Source organism: Williamsia sp. DF01-3 (assembly GCF_023051145.1).
Lineage (GTDB): Bacteria > Actinomycetota > Actinomycetes > Mycobacteriales > Mycobacteriaceae > Williamsia.
In genome coordinates this window covers 3476031-3493112 of the sequence record NZ_JALKFS010000005.1, presented here as the reverse complement: position 1 = coordinate 3493112, position 17082 = coordinate 3476031, and the positions used below count along the sequence as shown (strand labels likewise).

Sequence of the window (17082 nt, the reverse complement as noted above, 5' to 3'; positions counted from 1 at the left end):
GGGTCAACCGGGGCGGATCGTTGCGTAGAGCCTCTGAGCCGAGCTATTTCTTCTCGGCACTTCCCGCCAGCGTCCCGAGATACAGCTCGATGATCTTCGGGTCGTTGGCGAGGTTGGTACCGGTGTCGGTATAGGCATTGCGGCCCTGGTCGAGCACATAGCCACGATCGCAGATCTGCAGGCAACGTCGAGCGTTCTGCTCCACGAGGATCACCGAGACGCCGGTGGCGTTGATCTTCTTGATCCGGATGAACACCTCGTCCTGGAACATCGGGGACAATCCTGCCGACGGCTCGTCGAGAAGCAGTACCGAAGGCTCCATCATCAGAGCCCGGCCCATGGCCACCATCTGACGTTCGCCACCGGACAGTGCTCCGGCTTTCACCTTGCGACGTTCGGCGAGCAGAGGAAACAGCTCGGACACGAAGTCGAAGCGCTCGTTGAACTTCTTGGGACGCAGGTAAATTCCCATCTCGAGGTTCTCTTCGATGGTGAGAGCAGGGAAGACGTTCTGGGTCTGCGGGACGTAGCCCACACCCTTGGTGACCAGCACGTGCGCCTTGGCCGAGGTGATGTTGTCTCCGCGGAGCGTCACCGCTCCGACCCGCACCGGGATCAGTCCGAACAGGGTCTTGAGCAACGTCGATTTACCGGCGCCGTTGGGCCCGATGATCCCGACGATCTCACCGTCGTCGAGGTAGAAGTTGCACTCCTCGAGGATATTGATACCTGGTAGATAGCCCGCGGTGATGTCATCGGCGCGTAGCAGTGCGTTGGCCGCCAGCTTGCGGTGTTCCTCAGGCGTGGCGGCCAATTCAGCGTGGCTGAGCCCGCCCGGCGCCGCGGTTGCGCCCGATGAGGTGGGCGATTTCGAGAGGTCCGGTCCACTCATGGTTTGTCCTTTTTTCCGTGCGAGGTGGACGGAGCGATCGGGTCGGGCTGCGACAGGTCCCCGCCGGCGTGGAGGGTCTCTTCGATCGCGGCCTCGACCTGCTCTGCCAGCACGGCGGTTTCGCCGACCGGGTTACCGTCCTCGTCGAACTCGAGCGCTTGATCGTGGTGGCCGCCCAGATATGCATCGACCACCGCGGGGTTGTCGCCGAGGCGGCCGGGGAGCGACTCGGCGATCACCTTGCCCTGTGCCATCACCACCACCCAGTCGCTGATGTCGCGGATGACGTCCATGTCGTGTTCGACGAACACCACGGTCATACCCTCGTCGCGCAACGCCTTGATGTGTTCGAGCAGGCTCTGGGTCAACGCCGGGTTCACCCCGGCCATCGGTTCGTCGAGCATGACGACCTCGGGATTGGTCATCAACGCGCGTGCCATCTCCAGCAACTTGCGCTGGCCACCAGACAGCGAACCGGCGTAGTCGTCGGCCTTGGCGTCGAGCTTGAACCGCTTGAGCAATTCGTATGCGCGCTCGGTGGTTTCGGCCTCCTGCTTGCGCCACGTCCACGGCGCCAACGCCTGCAGCATGTGCTCGCCGCTCTGGTGGCGAGCACCGAGCCGCACGTTGTCGAGTACCGACAACTTTGACAGCGCCTTGGTGAGCTGGAAGGTACGCACCATGCCGTTGCGCGCAACCCGGTGCGGCACAACCCTTCCCATGTGCTTGCCGTTGAGCGACCAGCTACCCGTGTCGGGCTTGTCGAACCCGGTGATCAAATTGAAGAACGTGGTCTTGCCCGCCCCGTTGGGGCCGATCAATCCCGTGATGCATCCGCGTTGGATCTCCAGATGCTTCACATCGACGGCTTTGAGGCCACCGAATGTCCGGGTGATGTTGTCCACCGAGATGATCGGGTCGGGTTTGGCCGAACCCGGTTCGGCGGTGACACCGGCGAAGAGCTCGGCACGCTCAGCCGCGCTGAACGCCTTCAACTCGGCAAGAGTGGCCGGGGCCGCCTCGGTGACCAGCGTCGAGGCATCCACCCCGATGCCGGGTTCGGAGGCCGATCCGGGACCGTCAGGACCGGGGGGCTGTGTGTGACGTCCGTCAGGCATCGAGCTGGACCTCTCGCTTGTTACCGAGGATTCCTTGCGGTCTGAAGACCATCATCAGGGCTATCGCCAATCCCAACAAGACGTAACGGGTGGCGCCGACCTGCTGCTGCGTCATCTCGAACCAGGGGTCGGGGCCGGACGTGACCTGGCGCAGCAAGGCATCGGGGATGGCCAGCAGGAACCAGAACAGCATCGCGCCGACAACCGGCCCGAATACCGTGGCGGCGCCGCCGAGAATCAGTGCTCCGTAGGCGAAGAAGGTCTGCGCCGTGGAGTAGAAGTCGGGGTTGATCGACTGGGTTTGCAGCGCGTTGTAGACACCCGCCACGCCACCGATGCAACCACCGAGCACCAGGGCTTGCATCTTGTAGAAGTAGGCGTTCTTACCCAGCGACCGGGCGGCGTCCTCGTCCTCGCGAACAGCCTTGAGGACGCGACCCCAGGGACTGCGTACGAGCAGCCACACCAGGAGACAGAGCAACAGCACGATCGCCCAGCCGACCACCATCGCCCAGAGGTCTGTGCCCTGGAACTTGACGCCGAAGAACGAGTACTGCTTGCCGTTGGCGAACGGGCTGTAGTCGAAGAACCCGTCCGCGTATCCGAAGATGCCGTTGGTCGAGTGCGTCAGGTCATCGGAGGCGGTGGACCGGAAGACCAATCGCAAGATCTCCGACGCCGCAATCGTCACGATGGCCAGATAGTCGGCCCGTAATCGAAGTGTGGGCAAACCGAGCACAAGGGCCAAGATCGCGGCCGCGACGATACCGACGATCGCACCCACCCACAGTGGCTGGTCGTAATTGTCGGCCATGATGCCGACGCCGTAGGCGCCGAGCAGGGCGAAACCGATCTGACCGAAGTTGAGCAGTCCGGCGTAGCCGAAGTGCAGGTTCAGCCCGATCGCCAACAGCGCATAGAAAACCGCTGAGGGACCGATCAATTGGGCAAACGACGTCTGAAGTGCAGAGATGAGATCCATGAGTCAGCCGATCCTCGCTCTGGACCCGAGGATGCCCTGGGGTCTGATGGTGAGAATGACGATGAGAACGAGAAGGCCACCGATGTACTTGAGGTCGGGGTTGATCCAGTAGGTGGAAACCTGGACCAGAAGGCCCACGATCACACAGCCCAGCAGCGCGCCGTAGGCCGTTCCGAGTCCGCCGAGGGTGATGCCGGCGAACATGAGCAGAAGCAATTTGAAACCCATCTCCCATTGGACACGGCCACCCAGTTCGGACATCGCGAAGAGAACGCCGCCGAGGGTTGCGAGACCGCCTGACAAGGCCCAGACGAAAAGGATGACGCGGTCCACGTTGATACCGGACGATGCGGCGAGGTCACGGTTGTCGGCAACGGCTCGCATGGCCTTTCCGATCCGCGTCTTCTGCAGCATCAGCGCCACCAGCAGCAGCACGACGAGGCTGATGATGATGCACCACAGGTTGACCGGGGTGATCGCGAACGCGCCGGAACCGATCTGCGTCTGCACCTGGTAGTCGTCGAACGGTTCGGCGCGGTCGGAGAAGAAGATCAGGATTCCGTAGCGCATGACGAGCGCCAATCCGATCGACACCACCAGCATCGCGATGAGTCCGGATCGGCGTCGCCGTAGCGGCCGCCAGATGGCGAGTTCGTTGAGGATGCCGACACCTATGCCGACGATGATCGCCAGGATGGTCGCCGGTATCAGCTGGACACCGAGTTTGACGTTGATCGCCCAGGCCACCACAGCACCCAGGGTCACCAGCTCGCCATGGGCGAAGTTGGTCAGTCCGGTGGTGCCGAAGATGAGGCTCAGGCCGACGCCGGTGATCGCGATGATGAGACCGAATCTCAGACCGTCGATCGCCAGCCGCGTGAGTTCCTCGGCGGCGCCGATCTCCGTGGCGGTGCGTTCCTCACCGAAGAGGAAGATCACCGGCCGTGGAGAGCCGGCCGTGACCGTGACCGCGACGGTGTCTTTCTGTACCTCGACCCCACTCGGGATGGTCGACTTGTCGATGACCACCGAGTAGGTGCCGGGCGGCAGGTTCATCGTCCACGCCCCTGTGTCGGAGGAGGTGGACGACTGGACCACGGCGCCGGCCTGGTCTTTGGCGTCGACTTTCACTTCTGCGACGGGCTCGGAACCATTTCGCAGCGTTCCGAACACCCGGACGGTGTCGTCTGAGGATGGAGCTGGGGTGGCGACAGCGCTTCCGGTGCCGACTATCCCGGCAAGTAGAAGCGATGCCAGCAAGGTCAGGAGAGCGCCTGCCCCTAACTTGGCTCCCAAGACCCGTGCTCGCTGAGCATGACGGGGCATCACGCGTGAATCCTCCCGAAGGTGGTCGGCGCGCGGCACGTTTGCCGCGCGAACATCTCGTTTGGCGACCCTATAACCACGGAGGACTCGCGGCAGGGTTTCTATGTTTCCCCCGAGTTACTGTTGAGTAACTCGGCTTTGTGAGCTGGTTCGACGCCAAGAAAATTGGTTTTGGTGAGGCGTCTTGCCGGGACTGTCGGCGAAGCTCCATACACTTGCGTCGTGAGTCCTGCCCAGATCAGCAAACCCGGCCGTACATCGGCGAAATCAGCGTCCAAGGCGCAGCAGCCGACCTTGATGCTGCTCGATGGTCACTCGTTGGCGTTCCGCGCATTTTTCGCGCTACCCGCCGAGAACTTCAAGACCGCATCAGGTCAGACCACCAACGCCGTGTACGGGTTCACCTCCATGTTGATCAACCTGCTTCGCGACGAGAATCCGAGCCACATCGCGGCCGCCTTCGACGTGTCGCGACAGACGTTCCGTGCCGAGGTGTTCCCGGAGTACAAGGCCCAGCGCAGCTCGGCGCCTGACGAATTCCGTGGCCAGATCGACCTCACCAAGGACGTCCTGGGGGCAATGGGCATCCCGGTTCTGGCCCGGGAGGGTTACGAAGCCGACGACATCATCGCCACGTTGACCACCCAGGCAGCAGAGCAGGGTTTCCGCGTCCTGGTGGTCACCGGTGACCGCGACGCGCTGCAACTGGTGACCGACAACGTCACCGTCCTCTACCCCAAACGCGGCGTCTCGGAGTTGACGCGGTTCACCCCGGAGGAGGTGGAGAAGAAGTACGGGCTGACGCCTTCGCAGTACCCTGACTTCGCCGCGCTGCGCGGTGACCCGTCGGACAATCTCCCCGGCATTCCCGGTGTGGGGGAGAAGACCGCATCGAAGTGGATCCGGGAGTACGGGTCGCTGTCGGGTCTGGTGGAAAACGCAGACAAGGTGAAAGGCAAAGTGGGCGACGCCTTTCGCGCCCACGTGGCCAGTGTTCAGATGAACCGCCAGCTCACCGAGCTGGTCCGTGACATGGACCTGCCGATCGGTCCCGACGACCTGCAGCTGGCGCCGTGGGACCGCAACCAGATTCACCAGCTGTTCGACGACCTCGAGTTCCGGGTGCTGCGGGACCGGTTGTTCACCACCCTCACCTCGGCCGAGCCAGAAGCCGAGTCAGGCTTCGATCTACGGGGCAGCCAGCTCGGCGCGGGCCAGGTTGCGGATTGGCTCGCCGCGCACGCGGCGCCCGGCACCGGCCGGGCAGGCCTCACGATTGTCGGGCCCCGGCAGGTCTACGGGTCGGACGTCACAGGCATCGCGATCGCTGCGGCCGATGGCGAGTCGGCATACCTCGATCCTGCCGAGATCGGGCCGGCGGACGAGGAGGCGATCGCCGATTGGCTGGCCGACACCAACGCTGCCAAAGCCATCCACGAGGCCAAGTGGGCTTTCCACGCACTTCGGGGTCGCGGCTGGCGTCTCGGCGGGGTCACCAGTGACACGTCGCTCGCCGCCTATCTGGTACGTCCTGGGCAACGATCGTTCAACCTCGATGACCTCGCCCTGCGGTACCTCCGGCGTGAACTACGCGCCGACGCCGCCCCCGACGACGGTCAGCTCTCGTTGCTCGACGAGGATTCCGGCGCCCAGGCCGCGGCCGACCAGGCGATGCTGCAGGCCCAAGCCGTCGGTGAGCTGGCCGACCGCTTCGACGAGGAGTTGGCGAAGATCGACTCGGCCTCACTCCTGACGGACATGGAGCTGCCACTGCTCTTTGTCCTGGCAGAACTCGAAGCAGCCGGCATCGCCATCGATTCAGCACATCTCGAGGATCTCGAGTCAGGGTTTGCTGCGCGAGTGCGCCAATCCGCGGAAGCGGCCTACGAGGTGATCGGCGAGCAGATCAACCTGGGATCGCCGAAGCAGTTGCAGGTCGTGCTGTTCGACAAACTCGAGATGCCCAAGACCAAGAAGACCAAGACCGGGTACACCACCGACGCCGATGCGCTGCTCGCGATGTTCGAGAAGACGGGGCACCCGTTCCTGGAACATCTTCTGGCGCACCGCGACGCCACGCGGCTCAAGGTCACGGTCGACGGACTGCTGAAGTCCGTCTCGGACGACGGACGGGTGCACACCACCTTCAACCAGACCATCGCGGCGACCGGACGGTTGTCGTCCACCGAGCCGAACCTCCAGAACATCCCGGTCCGTACCGATGCCGGCCGACAGATCCGCCAGGGGTTTGTCGTGGGTTCGGGTTTCGAGACGTTGATGACGGCCGACTACAGCCAGATCGAGATGCGGATCATGGCGCATCTGTCCGGCGACGCGGGGTTGATCGAGGCCTTCAACACCGGTGAGGACCTCCACAGCTTTGTCGGGTCGCGTGCTTTCGGCGTGCCCATCGACGAGGTGACCCCCGACATGCGCCGCCGGGTCAAGGCGATGAGCTACGGGCTCGCGTACGGACTCAGTGCCTTCGGCTTGTCGGCACAGCTCAAGATCAGCACGAGCGAAGCAAAAGAACAGATGGAGGCCTACTTCACCCGGTTCGGCGGGGTGCGCGACTACCTGCACGAAACCGTCGAAGAGGCCCGCCGCAACGAGTACACGTCCACCTTGTTCGGTCGCCGTCGCTACCTGCCCGACCTCAACAGCGACAACCGGCAACGACGCGACGTCGCCGAGCGAGCGGCGCTCAACGCGCCCATCCAGGGCACGGCGGCCGACATCATCAAGGTCGCCATGATCGACGTCCAACGGGCGCTCGCAGACCAGAACCTGACGTCGCGCATGTTGCTGCAGGTGCACGACGAGTTGGTGTTCGAGGTCGCGCCGGGTGAGAAAGAGCAACTGGAGTCCCTGGTCCGCGCAAAGATGGGTGGGGCGATCGAGTTGTCGGTGCCGTTGGACGTGTCGATCGGCTACGGCCGGTCATGGGACGAGGCCGCGCACTAACGGTCAGTGGACCGCCCGAAGATTTTTTCGGATCCGTGTCGATCTGACGGATCGTCGTTCGACGTATGACTGAGAACCTCGAACGGAACTCTCGCAGGGACACCCTGCGATCACACGGACAGGGAGAACACAATGCGCTACATGCTGATCATGCGGACCACCGAAGAAGCCATCGAGGCGAGCAAGTCGATGGACTTCGAGGAGATCATCGCCGCCATGGGGGCGTACAACGAGTCGTTGATGAAGGCGGGGGTACTCCTCGCCGGTGAAGGCCTCTCGGGCGCAGAAGAAGGCTTCGTGGTGGACTTCGACTCCGACCCGCCCGTGGTCACCGACGGCCCGTACGCCGAGGCGAAAGAACTCTTCAGCGGCTTCTGGATCCTGCAGGTCGCGAGCAAAGAGGAAGCGGCGCAATGGGCTTCGCGTTGCCCGCTGGGCCCGGGCGTGAAACTTGAGGTGCGCCGCGTCACCGAGGTCGAGGACTTCCCGGCCGACAACGAGTGGATTCAGAAGGAAGAGAAGTGGCGAGAGGAGCTCGATCAGCGCACCAGCTGATCTGAGCGCAGTTGAATTCGCCGGAAGCCATCCACCGCACCGTTGACGCGGTGTGGCGTATGGAGGCAGCCAAGATCATCGCCACCCTGACACGGATGGTGGGTGATGTCGGTGTCGCCGAGGACCTGGCGCAGGAGGCGCTGATCCAGGCGCTGACGCAGTGGTCGGAGTCGGGTGTCCCGCGAAATCCGGGCGCCTGGCTCACCACCGTGGCCAAGCGAAGGGCAGTCGATGGCTGGCGTCGGCAGGAACGTCTCGACGCGAAGTATGTGGAGATGGCCCGCGACCTGGACTCCAGGCCGGATGCCGACCTGGGCTGGGACCCCGACCACATCGACGACGACGTGTTGCGACTGGTCTTCGTCTCCGCCCACCCGGTGCTGTCGCGGGAGGGACAGATCGCTCTGACGTTGAGAGTCGTCGGTGGTCTCACCGCCGAAGAGATCGCCAAGGCGTTCCTCGTGTCCACGTCTACCGTTCAGCAGCGCATCGTGCGCGCGAAGAAAACGCTCAGCGCAGCTCGGGTGCCGTTCGAGGTGCCGCCCCGCGAGGACTATCCGCGCCGGCTTTCCGCCGTGCTCAGTGTGATCTACCTGGTGTTCAACGAGGGTTACGCGGCGTCGTCCGGCGATCGGTGGATCCGAACCGAGTTGTGCGACGAGGCGTTGCGGCTCGGCCGGGTCCTGGCAGGACTTGTTCCCGACGAACCCGAAGTGCACTCGCTCGTGGCGTTGATGGAGTTCCAGGCATCCCGTTTTGCCGCTCGCGCAGCACAGGACGGTTCGCCGATCCTGCTGGCCGACCAAGACCGCAGTCGGTGGGACCGTACCCAGATCCGTCGAGGCGTCGCGGCGCTGGCTCGCGCCGACGCATGCGGTCGCGGGCGCGGCCCCTACGGTCTGCAGGCGGCGCTGGCCGAATGCCATGCGAGCGCGCCGACTGCCGACGACACCGACTGGTCACGCATCGTCCTGCTCTATGAGGCGCTCGGTCGCCTGTCACCGTCTCCCGTCATCGAGCTCAACCGAGCTGTCGCGGTGTCGATGGCCTCCGGACCGGCGGCAGCACTCGACATCGTCGACGGACTCGTCGCAGACGGTATGTTGGCACGCTCGCACCTGCTTCCGGCAGTGCGCGGCGAGCTCCTGGGGCAGCTCGGGCGGGTTGACGAGGCACGGACCGAATTGCTGGCCGCGGCGGGGATGACCGGAAACCAAAGGGAGCGAGACGTTCTCCTCGCGAAGGCTCGCGCATTCGACGCGTGAACGGACACATTGGGAAAAAGCCGAGAATCCAGCAGTACCCCCAGTAGTGTGGTTGAAGTCACACATCGCTTGGAGGTATGGACATGGCATCAGCCGGTATGAACGAACTCCATCACAGCATCGGAGCTCTGCGGCACCACATCGTCGCGCTGAAATTGCAGTACGGGGACGCCGACGCGGTGCGCCGACTGACCAATGATCTCGACCGGCTCGAGATCGACCTGCACGATTTCGAGCAGTCGCCACCGCGCATGCTGCGACCGCCGGTCAACAAGTCCGACGTGGTGTACGTACCCGACAGCAAGTCCGACGAGTCGGCATGGCTGGGCGCACAAGACGAAGGGCTGGGTTTCCACTCGCGTGAGCGGACGATGTGAGCGCCCCCGCGACTGAGCGGGGCACAACGGGAGTCTTTTCGCCGGGGCGGGCACGCATCTTGGTGCGCACCCTCCGCGAGGACCGGTGGTGGGTTCCGCCCCTGCTGACGGTGCTGGGACTCTCCGCGTTCATCATCTACGCGACGGTGCGGTCGTTCGTCCGCAGTGCGTACTGGGTCGAGGACTATCACTACCTCACGCCGTTCTATTCACCCTGTCTCAGCGAGTCGTGCGTGCCCGGTTCGAGTCACTTCGGCACTCCGTTCCCTGAATTGCCTATGTGGATTCCGCTCGGGTTCGTGGTGTTGCCGTTCCTGCTCGGTTTCCGATTGACCTGCTACTACTACCGCAAGGCCTACTACCGCTCGATCTGGTTCTCGCCGCCGGCGTGCGCGGTTGCCGAGCCACACAGTCGCTACACGGGGGAGACGCGGCTTCCGCTGATCATCCAGAACGCGCATCGGTACTTCTTTTATGCGGCCGTCATCGTGTCGGTGATCAACACCTACGACGCCCTCACGGCATTCCATGGCAAAGGTGGGGGCTTCGGTTTCGGTCTCGGCAACGTGATCCTGATCGCCAACGTGGTTCTGCTCTGGGTCTACACGATCTCGTGCCATTCCTGTCGGCATGTCACCGGTGGCCGCCTCAAACACTTTTCCGCCCATCCCATCCGATACCGGGTGTGGACACAGGTCTCCAAGCTCAACACCCGGCACATGCAGTTCGCCTGGATCACGCTGGGCACGCTTGTCCTCACCGATTTCTACGTGATGCTCGTTGCCAGCGGCACGATCTCCGATCTGCGTTTCGTGGGTTGATCTCTTGCCACACAGCACCTTTCGAGCGATCGCGCCACATTCGTCCCTGTCGTCAGCCCGGAGGAGTCAGCTGTAGATGACCGAAACAGAACGCCATCAGTACGACGTCGTGGTCATCGGCGCCGGTGGCGCAGGCCTACGTGCGGTCATCGAGGCCCGAGAACGAGGCCATTCGGTGGCGGTGGTCTGCAAATCGCTGTTCGGCAAGGCGCACACCGTGATGGCCGAAGGCGGTTGCGCGGCGTCGATGGGTAACGCCAACTCGAAGGACAACTGGCAGACGCACTTCAAGGACACCATGCGCGGGGGCAAGTTCCTCAACAACTGGCGGATGGCCGAGTTGCACGCCAAAGAGGCGCCGGACCGGGTCTGGGAACTGGAGACCTACGGTGCGCTGTTCGACCGGACCGAGGACGGCCGGATCTCCCAACGCAACTTCGGAGGGCACACCTATCCCCGCCTGGCGCATGTCGGCGACCGCACGGGGCTGGAGCTGATCCGCACCATGCAGCAGAAGATCGTCTCCCTGCAGCAGGAAGACTTCGCGGCCACCGGCGACTACGAGTCTCGTATCAAAGTGTTCGCCGAGTGCACGATCACCGAACTGCTCAAGGACGGCGACGCCATCTCGGGGGCCTTCGGGTATTGGCGGGAGTCGGGCAGGTTCATCCTGTTCGAGTCGCCGGCGGTCGTGCTGGCCACCGGCGGGATCGGGAAGTCGTTCAAGGTCACCTCCAACTCATGGGAGTACACCGGTGACGGGCATGCCCTGGCACTGCGGGCAGGCGCGAGCTTGATCAACATGGAGTTCATCCAGTTCCACCCGACGGGGATGGTCTGGCCTCCCAGCGTCAAGGGAATCCTGGTGACCGAGGGTGTACGCGGCGATGGCGGTGTTCTCAAGAACACCGATGGCAAGCGCTTCATGTTCGACTACATCCCGCCGGTGTTCAAGGGCCAGTACGCCGAGACCGAGGAAGAGGCCGACGAGTGGCTGGCCGACAACGACAGTGCCCGCAGGACGCCCGACCTCCTGCCACGAGACGAGGTCGCCCGGGCCATCAACGAGGAGGTCAAGGCCGGACGCGGCACGCCACATGGAGGGGTGTTCCTCGACATCGCCTCGCGGATGCCGGCAGACGAGATCATCCGGCGGCTGCCGTCGATGCATCATCAGTTCAAGGAACTGGCCGACGTGGACATCACCGCCGAGCCGATGGAAGTGGGCCCCACGTGTCATTACGTGATGGGCGGTATCGAGGTGGACCCCGATACAGGAGCGGCCGCGGTTCCGGGTCTCTTCGCGGCAGGCGAGTGCTCGGGCGGGATGCACGGGTCGAATCGACTCGGCGGCAACTCGTTGTCCGATCTCCTCGTGTTCGGTCGTCGGGCCGGACTCGGGGCCGCGGCGTACGTGGAGTCGCTCGAGTCACACCCGAAGGTGTCCGACGACGACATCGACCGGGCAGCCAGATTCGCGCTCGCGCCTTTTGATCCGCCCGCCGAGGGCAAGCCCGAGAATCCGTACACGCTGCAGACCGACCTCCAGCAGGCGATGAACGACCTGGTCGGAATCATTCGCAAAGCCGACGAGGTCGAGCAGGCCATCGAGGTCCTCGCCGAGATCCGCGGTCGGCTCTCCGGGATGCAGGTGGAGGGTCATCGCCAGTTCAATCCTGGGTGGCATCTGGCAGTCGACCTGCGCAACATGCTGATCGTCTGCGAATGCGTGGCGAAGGCAGCGCTGATGCGTACCGAGAGCCGCGGCGGCCATACCCGAGACGACTACCCGGGGATGGACTCGGCCTGGCGCAACACACTGCTGGTCTGTACGGCCGACGGGTCAGGCGACGATCCGGTTCCGGAGGTCTCGGTCCGCAAGAAAGAACAGACCCAGATTCGGTCAGAACTCCTCGAACTCTTCGACTTCGACGAGATCGAGAAGTACTACACGGCCGACGAGATCTCGGGGCATCCGAATGCCGGCGCCGGGGCATGACCGTGCACTCAGCTCCGACGAGGCAGGAGATTCGACATGGGGTATGACGCCAACTTCCGGATCTGGCGGGGGGACATCGAGGGCGGTGAGCTGCAGGACTTCACCGTCAACGTGAACGAGGGCGAGGTGGTGCTCGACATCATCCACCGGCTCCAGGCCACCCAGACGCCCGATCTGGCGGTGCGCTGGAACTGCAAGGCAGGCAAGTGTGGCTCGTGCTCGGCTGAGGTGAACGGTCGGCCAAAGCTGTTGTGCATGACCAGGATGTCAACCTTCACCGAAGCGGACGTCATCACCGTCACCCCGTTGCGCACGTTCCCGGTGATCCGGGACCTCGTCACCGACGTGTCGTTCAACTACCAGAAGGCCCGTGAGATCCCGTCGTTCACGCCACCGCCGGGCCTCAAGGCGGGTGAGTACCGAATGAAGCAGGTGGACGTCCAGCGCTCTCAGGAGTTCCGCAAGTGCATCGAGTGTTTCCTCTGCCAGGACACCTGCCACGTGGTCCGCGATCACGAGGAGAACAAGGAGCAGTTCGCAGGCCCCCGCTATCTGATGAGGATCGCCGAACTGGACATGCACCCGCTCGACGTCGCCGAACGTCGCGATTCGGCCCAGGCCGAGCACGGACTTGGGCTGTGCAACATCACCAAGTGTTGTTCCGAAGTATGCCCGGAGCACATCAAGATCACCGACAACGCGCTGATCCCGATGAAGGAACGCGTTGTGGACCGCAAATACGATCCGCTGGTGTGGTTGGGTAACAAGCTTTTTCGGCGCTGAGCCATTGGTGTTCGGCTCCTGGTCGGCAATTGCCGGGTGAGAAGCCGCCCGGAGCGACCATCGGCCAGCGCATATCGGCTTTGCGGTAGCGGATGTGTGGCTTCGGCGGAATCCGGGTATGTGCGACCCGAACCGACACTGCGTTCAACACGTAGGGTTGGTCACGTCAACCGCCGAGCCGATCGACGAGGTGTGCATGCCGCTGGAGAACCCCCTGAACCCGCTCGAACCGCCGGTGCCGCCACCGGACACGGGCGACGCCGAGCACACTGCCGACGGCCATCTGGTCGAAGCGCAGTCCGACGACTTCGCTCATGCGAAGCCGTTGCGCGTCGACAACGACTGGTTCAAGAAAGCGGTGTTCTATGAGGTGCTGGTTCGAGCATTCAACGACTCCAACAACGACGGCGTCGGTGATCTTCGCGGCCTGATCGAGCAACTCGACTACCTGTCGTGGCTGGGCGTCGATTGCCTGTGGTTGCCGCCGTTCTACGACTCGCCGCTGCGCGACGGCGGGTACGACATCCGGGATTTCCGCACGGTGCTGCCCGAATTCGGCACGGTGGACGACTTCGTCGAGCTGCTCGAGCAGGCTCATCGCCGGGGGATCCGGATCATCACCGACCTGGTCATGAACCACACGTCGGACACCCATCAGTGGTTCCAGGAATCACGCACCGACCCCGACGGTCCGTACGGGGACTACTACGTGTGGGCCGACGACGACTCGGGCTACTCCGACGCCCGGATCATCTTCGTCGACACCGAGATCTCCAACTGGACCTGGGATCCTGTTCGCGGCCAATACTATTGGCACCGATTCTTCTCCCATCAGCCCGATCTCAACTACGACAACCCCGAAGTCGCGACCGCGATGATCGACGTGATGCGGTTCTGGCTCGACCTGGGCATCGACGGCTTCCGCCTCGACGCTGTGCCGTACCTGTTCGAGCGCGAGGACACCAACTGCGAGAACCTCTCGGAGACGCACGAGTTCTTGCGGCGATGCCGCAAGGTCGTCGACGACGAGTACCCCGGCCGCGTGTTGCTGGCGGAGGCCAACCAGTGGCCGGCAGATGTGGTCGATTACTTCGGTGAACCCGAGGAGGGCGACGAATGCCACATGGCATTCCACTTCCCGCTGATGCCGCGCATTTTCATGGCCGTTCGGCGACAGAACAGGTTCCCCATCTCGGAGATCCTGGCTCAGACACCGGCGATCCCGAAATCGGCCCAGTGGGCGATCTTCCTGCGCAACCACGACGAGTTGACCCTCGAGATGGTCACCGACGAGGAACGCGACTACATGTACTCCGAGTATGCGAAAGACCCTCGGATGAAGGCGAACATCGGGATCCGCCGTCGCCTCGCGCCGCTGCTCGACAACGATCGAAATCAGCTCGAGCTGTTCACCGCGCTGCTGCTGAGTCTGCCGGGTTCGCCGATGTTGTACTACGGCGACGAGATCGGCATGGGCGACAACATCTGGCTCGGCGACCGGGATTCGGTTCGTACCCCCATGCAGTGGACGCCGGACCGCAACGCCGGGTTCTCCCGTACCGATCCAGCCCGGATGTATCTGCCGGTGATCATGGATCCCACCTACGGTTTCCAGTCGGTCAACGTGGAGGCGCAGATGAATTCCACGAACACCCTGCTGCACTGGACCAGGCGGATGATCGAGGTGCGCAAGCAGCACCCGGCATTCGGCCTCGGGACGTTCACCGAGCTCGGCAACAACAACCCGTCCGTGCTGACGTATCTGCGTGAACTCGCCCCGTCGAACGAGGAACGTCGTTCCAGCGACGTGATTCTGTGCGTGAACAACCTGTCACGTTTCCCGCAGGCGGTCATCCTCGACCTCACGCCGTTCGACGGCCGGATTCCGGTGGAACTGACGGGATCGATCCCGTTCCCGAAGATCGAGGGCCACGACTACATGGTCACCTTGCCGGGTCACGGGTTCTATTGGTTTGCCTTGCAGCCGGATCCGGCTGACGCCAATGTTGCCCCGGGTTATCCGCTCAGCAGCGAAGCAGAGGCGGCGGTGCAGCCATGACCACCCCCGTACCCAGCGATGAACAGCTCGCCGTTGATCTCCGGAGCTGGCTGCCGAGTCAGCGCTGGTTCTCCGGCAAGGACCGAACGATCGCCCAGGTTCGGGTGGTGTTGCGTGTTCCACTCCTCGACGAGGAGGGTTTCGCCGCCGAACACGTGCTGGTCGAAGTAGATTTCGATGCGGGTCCGCAGCAGCGTTATCAAATCCCGCTCGGGTTCCGGACACATTTGTCCGACCCACTGCTGACCTGGTCGCTGCCCGAACCGCCGTCGGATGTCGCCGCGGGGTACGACGGACTGCACGACCCGGAGGTTCTCGCCCGGTACCTCACCGCGCTGGCCGGTCAGGAAGACCTCGGACCGCTGGCGTTCCGGACGCTGCCCGACGTCACCATCGACCTCGCCGATACGGGCCGAAGCCTGGGTGTGGAACAGTCCAACACGTCGGTGGTGTACGGAGAGTCCCTGCTGTTCAAGGCCTTTCGCCAGGTTGAAGTCGGGATCAATCCCGATGTGGAACTCCATCGGGCGCTCAGCGAGGTGGGGTGTGAGCACGTCGCCGCTCTGCGTGGCTGGGTTGAGACCGAGATCGACGGTGAGACCACGACGTTGGGCATGGCTCAAGAATTCGTCGAGAACGCCGCCGACGGCTGGAGCATGGCGCTGGTCAGTGTGCGGGATCTCTTTGCCGAAGCCGATCTGCACGCAGCAGAACTCGGCAGCGACTTCGCGGGTGACGCAGAACGTCTCGGTGCCGCGGTGGCACACGTACATGCCGACCTCGCAGCAAGTCTTGGCACCGAAGAGCGCCAGGCTTCCGACCTCGCGATCGATGAGATGCGCGCTCGGCTCGATGCGGCCGCCGAAGCCATCCCTGACATCGCCGAGTACCGCGATGGCGTGCTCCGCGTGTACGACGAGGCCGCACAGGCCGGCCCGACCATGATCCAGCGGGTGCACGGTGACCTCCATCTCGGGCAGGTCTTGCGGACGCCGTGGAAGTGGCTGCTCATCGACTTCGAGGGCGAGCCGGTGAAGTCGGTGGCGGATCGTCGCAAACCCGACAGCCCGCTACGCGATGTTGCGGGAATGCTGCGGTCGTTCGACTATGCAGGGCATCACCTGCTGGGGGAGAAGTCGCCCAATCGAACTCACCAGCGTGAGTTCCGTGCCAGTGAGTGGGTGGAACGGAACTCGTCGGCATTCTGTGACGGCTACGCAGCGGTCACCGGGACAGATCCGCGCGCGTCGTCAGCGCTGTTGCGGGCGTACGAACTGGACAAGGCCGTGTACGAAGCGGTGTACGAGGCGCGACACCGGCCGTCGTGGCTGCCGTTGCCTTTGAGTGCGATCGCCAGGCTCGTCGCGCACTGACCTGCGTGCCCGGCGGCCACCACTCAGGCTCTGGGGAGTAGGTGGAACTCCTCGCGGCTGTCACCGTTCCACCGTCGCAACCCGGCGACGGTGGCGGTGAAGGTATCGGGCGAATTGTTGAGCGCCGCAGCGACCTCGGCGATCTGCCCGTGGTCGAGTCGTCGCGCGAGCGTCACGTGTGGGGTCCAACTCCCCGGCGTCACATGCTGCAGGGGTTCACCCGTCATATGCAAGGCGGCAGTGTGAAAGACGCATGCATGCAGCTGCAACAGCGGCAGTGAGGGCACCACGAGACGCGCCGCAGTGGCGCGCCGCCCCCTGAAGATCAGCAGGGCGCCGATGTCTACGGACATCCCCACCACGTCCGTCATCGCCACGAGAGTCGAGTCGACGGCGGGGTCGATCGACTCCGCGGCGACAAGGGTGACGTGCGGCCGATTGGACGTCGACCGGATGTTGCCCTGACTGGGAAGACCTGCTTCGGTCAGCGCGGCCCACTGTTCACCGATAAGAGTGTCAGTGTTTTCGTCGAAGATCAGCTCTATCGAATGCGCCATTCGACCAGCCT

At 63.7% G+C, this 17082-nt stretch carries 14 protein-coding genes; 9 read left to right on the top strand and 5 right to left on the bottom strand.

What is annotated here, in order from left to right:
• Positions 1–43: 43 nt before the first annotated feature.
• Genes MVA47_RS18545 through MVA47_RS18530 form a run of 4 tightly spaced genes read right to left on the bottom strand, consistent with a single transcriptional unit; the run spans position 44 to position 4318 of the window.
• Positions 44–892: an ABC transporter ATP-binding protein gene (locus MVA47_RS18545; RefSeq protein ID WP_247209226.1), complete on the bottom strand. Its 849-nt coding sequence runs from the start codon at positions 890–892 to the stop codon at positions 44–46.
• The gene (locus MVA47_RS18540) at positions 889–2010 is read right to left on the bottom strand and encodes an ABC transporter ATP-binding protein (protein WP_247209224.1); all 1122 of its coding nucleotides are present in this window, start codon (positions 2008–2010) and stop codon (positions 889–891) included. The genes MVA47_RS18545 and MVA47_RS18540 overlap by 4 nt, the downstream gene beginning before the upstream one ends.
• Positions 2003–2992 (bottom strand): branched-chain amino acid ABC transporter permease, encoded by a 990-nt coding sequence (locus tag MVA47_RS18535; protein ID WP_247209222.1) that lies wholly within the window; start codon positions 2990–2992, stop codon positions 2003–2005. Before MVA47_RS18535 ends, MVA47_RS18540 begins: the two co-directional genes overlap by 8 nt.
• 3 nt (positions 2993–2995) lie before the next feature.
• Entirely contained in the window at positions 2996–4318 is a 1323-nt protein-coding gene (locus tag MVA47_RS18530) for a branched-chain amino acid ABC transporter permease (protein ID WP_247209220.1), read from the bottom strand.
• A gap of 222 nt (positions 4319–4540) precedes the next feature.
• Here MVA47_RS18530 and polA point away from each other — a divergent pair, with 222 nt between their 5' ends.
• The 9 genes from polA (at position 4541) to MVA47_RS18485 (ending at position 16514) form a co-directional block, all read left to right on the top strand.
• On the top strand, positions 4541–7282 hold the full coding sequence (polA, locus tag MVA47_RS18525; protein WP_247209218.1) for a DNA polymerase I: 2742 nt from the start codon (positions 4541–4543) through the stop codon (positions 7280–7282).
• A 132-nt stretch (positions 7283–7414) separates the two neighbouring features.
• Complete coding sequence (locus tag MVA47_RS18520) at positions 7415–7837, top strand: YciI family protein (protein WP_023960748.1); 423 nt, start codon at positions 7415–7417, stop codon at positions 7835–7837.
• A 59-nt stretch (positions 7838–7896) separates the two neighbouring features.
• Positions 7897–9102 carry an RNA polymerase sigma factor gene (locus MVA47_RS18515; protein ID WP_247209216.1) on the top strand — a complete coding sequence of 402 codons (1206 nt, stop codon included), beginning with the start codon at positions 7897–7899 and terminating at the stop codon, positions 9100–9102.
• 83 nt (positions 9103–9185) lie between these two features.
• Positions 9186–9479 carry a hypothetical protein gene (locus MVA47_RS18510; RefSeq protein WP_030173116.1) on the top strand — a complete coding sequence of 98 codons (294 nt, stop codon included), beginning with the start codon at positions 9186–9188 and terminating at the stop codon, positions 9477–9479.
• Positions 9476–10300 (top strand): hypothetical protein, encoded by an 825-nt coding sequence (locus MVA47_RS18505; RefSeq protein WP_247209214.1) that lies wholly within the window; start codon positions 9476–9478, stop codon positions 10298–10300. The genes MVA47_RS18510 and MVA47_RS18505 overlap by 4 nt, the downstream gene beginning before the upstream one ends.
• Positions 10301–10376: 76 nt before the next feature.
• Positions 10377–12299 carry a fumarate reductase/succinate dehydrogenase flavoprotein subunit gene (locus tag MVA47_RS18500; protein ID WP_247209212.1) on the top strand — a complete coding sequence of 641 codons (1923 nt, stop codon included), beginning with the start codon at positions 10377–10379 and terminating at the stop codon, positions 12297–12299.
• Positions 12300–12335: 36 nt separating this feature from the next.
• Positions 12336–13082 (top strand): succinate dehydrogenase/fumarate reductase iron-sulfur subunit, encoded by a 747-nt coding sequence (locus tag MVA47_RS18495; RefSeq protein WP_030173125.1) that lies wholly within the window; start codon positions 12336–12338, stop codon positions 13080–13082.
• A 196-nt stretch (positions 13083–13278) separates the two neighbouring features.
• A complete protein-coding gene (gene treS, locus MVA47_RS18490; protein ID WP_062799795.1) occupies positions 13279–15141 on the top strand; it encodes a maltose alpha-D-glucosyltransferase in 1863 nt (620 codons plus the stop codon).
• Positions 15138–16514, top strand: a complete 1377-nt coding sequence (locus MVA47_RS18485; RefSeq protein WP_247209210.1) for a hypothetical protein — start codon at positions 15138–15140, stop codon at positions 16512–16514. Before treS ends, MVA47_RS18485 begins: the two co-directional genes overlap by 4 nt.
• A 23-nt stretch (positions 16515–16537) precedes the next feature.
• Here the strand turns inward: MVA47_RS18485 and MVA47_RS18480 are convergent, their stop codons facing one another.
• Positions 16538–17071 carry a 2'-5' RNA ligase family protein gene (locus tag MVA47_RS18480; protein ID WP_247209208.1) on the bottom strand — a complete coding sequence of 178 codons (534 nt, stop codon included), beginning with the start codon at positions 17069–17071 and terminating at the stop codon, positions 16538–16540.
• Positions 17072–17082: the final 11 nt, after the last annotated feature.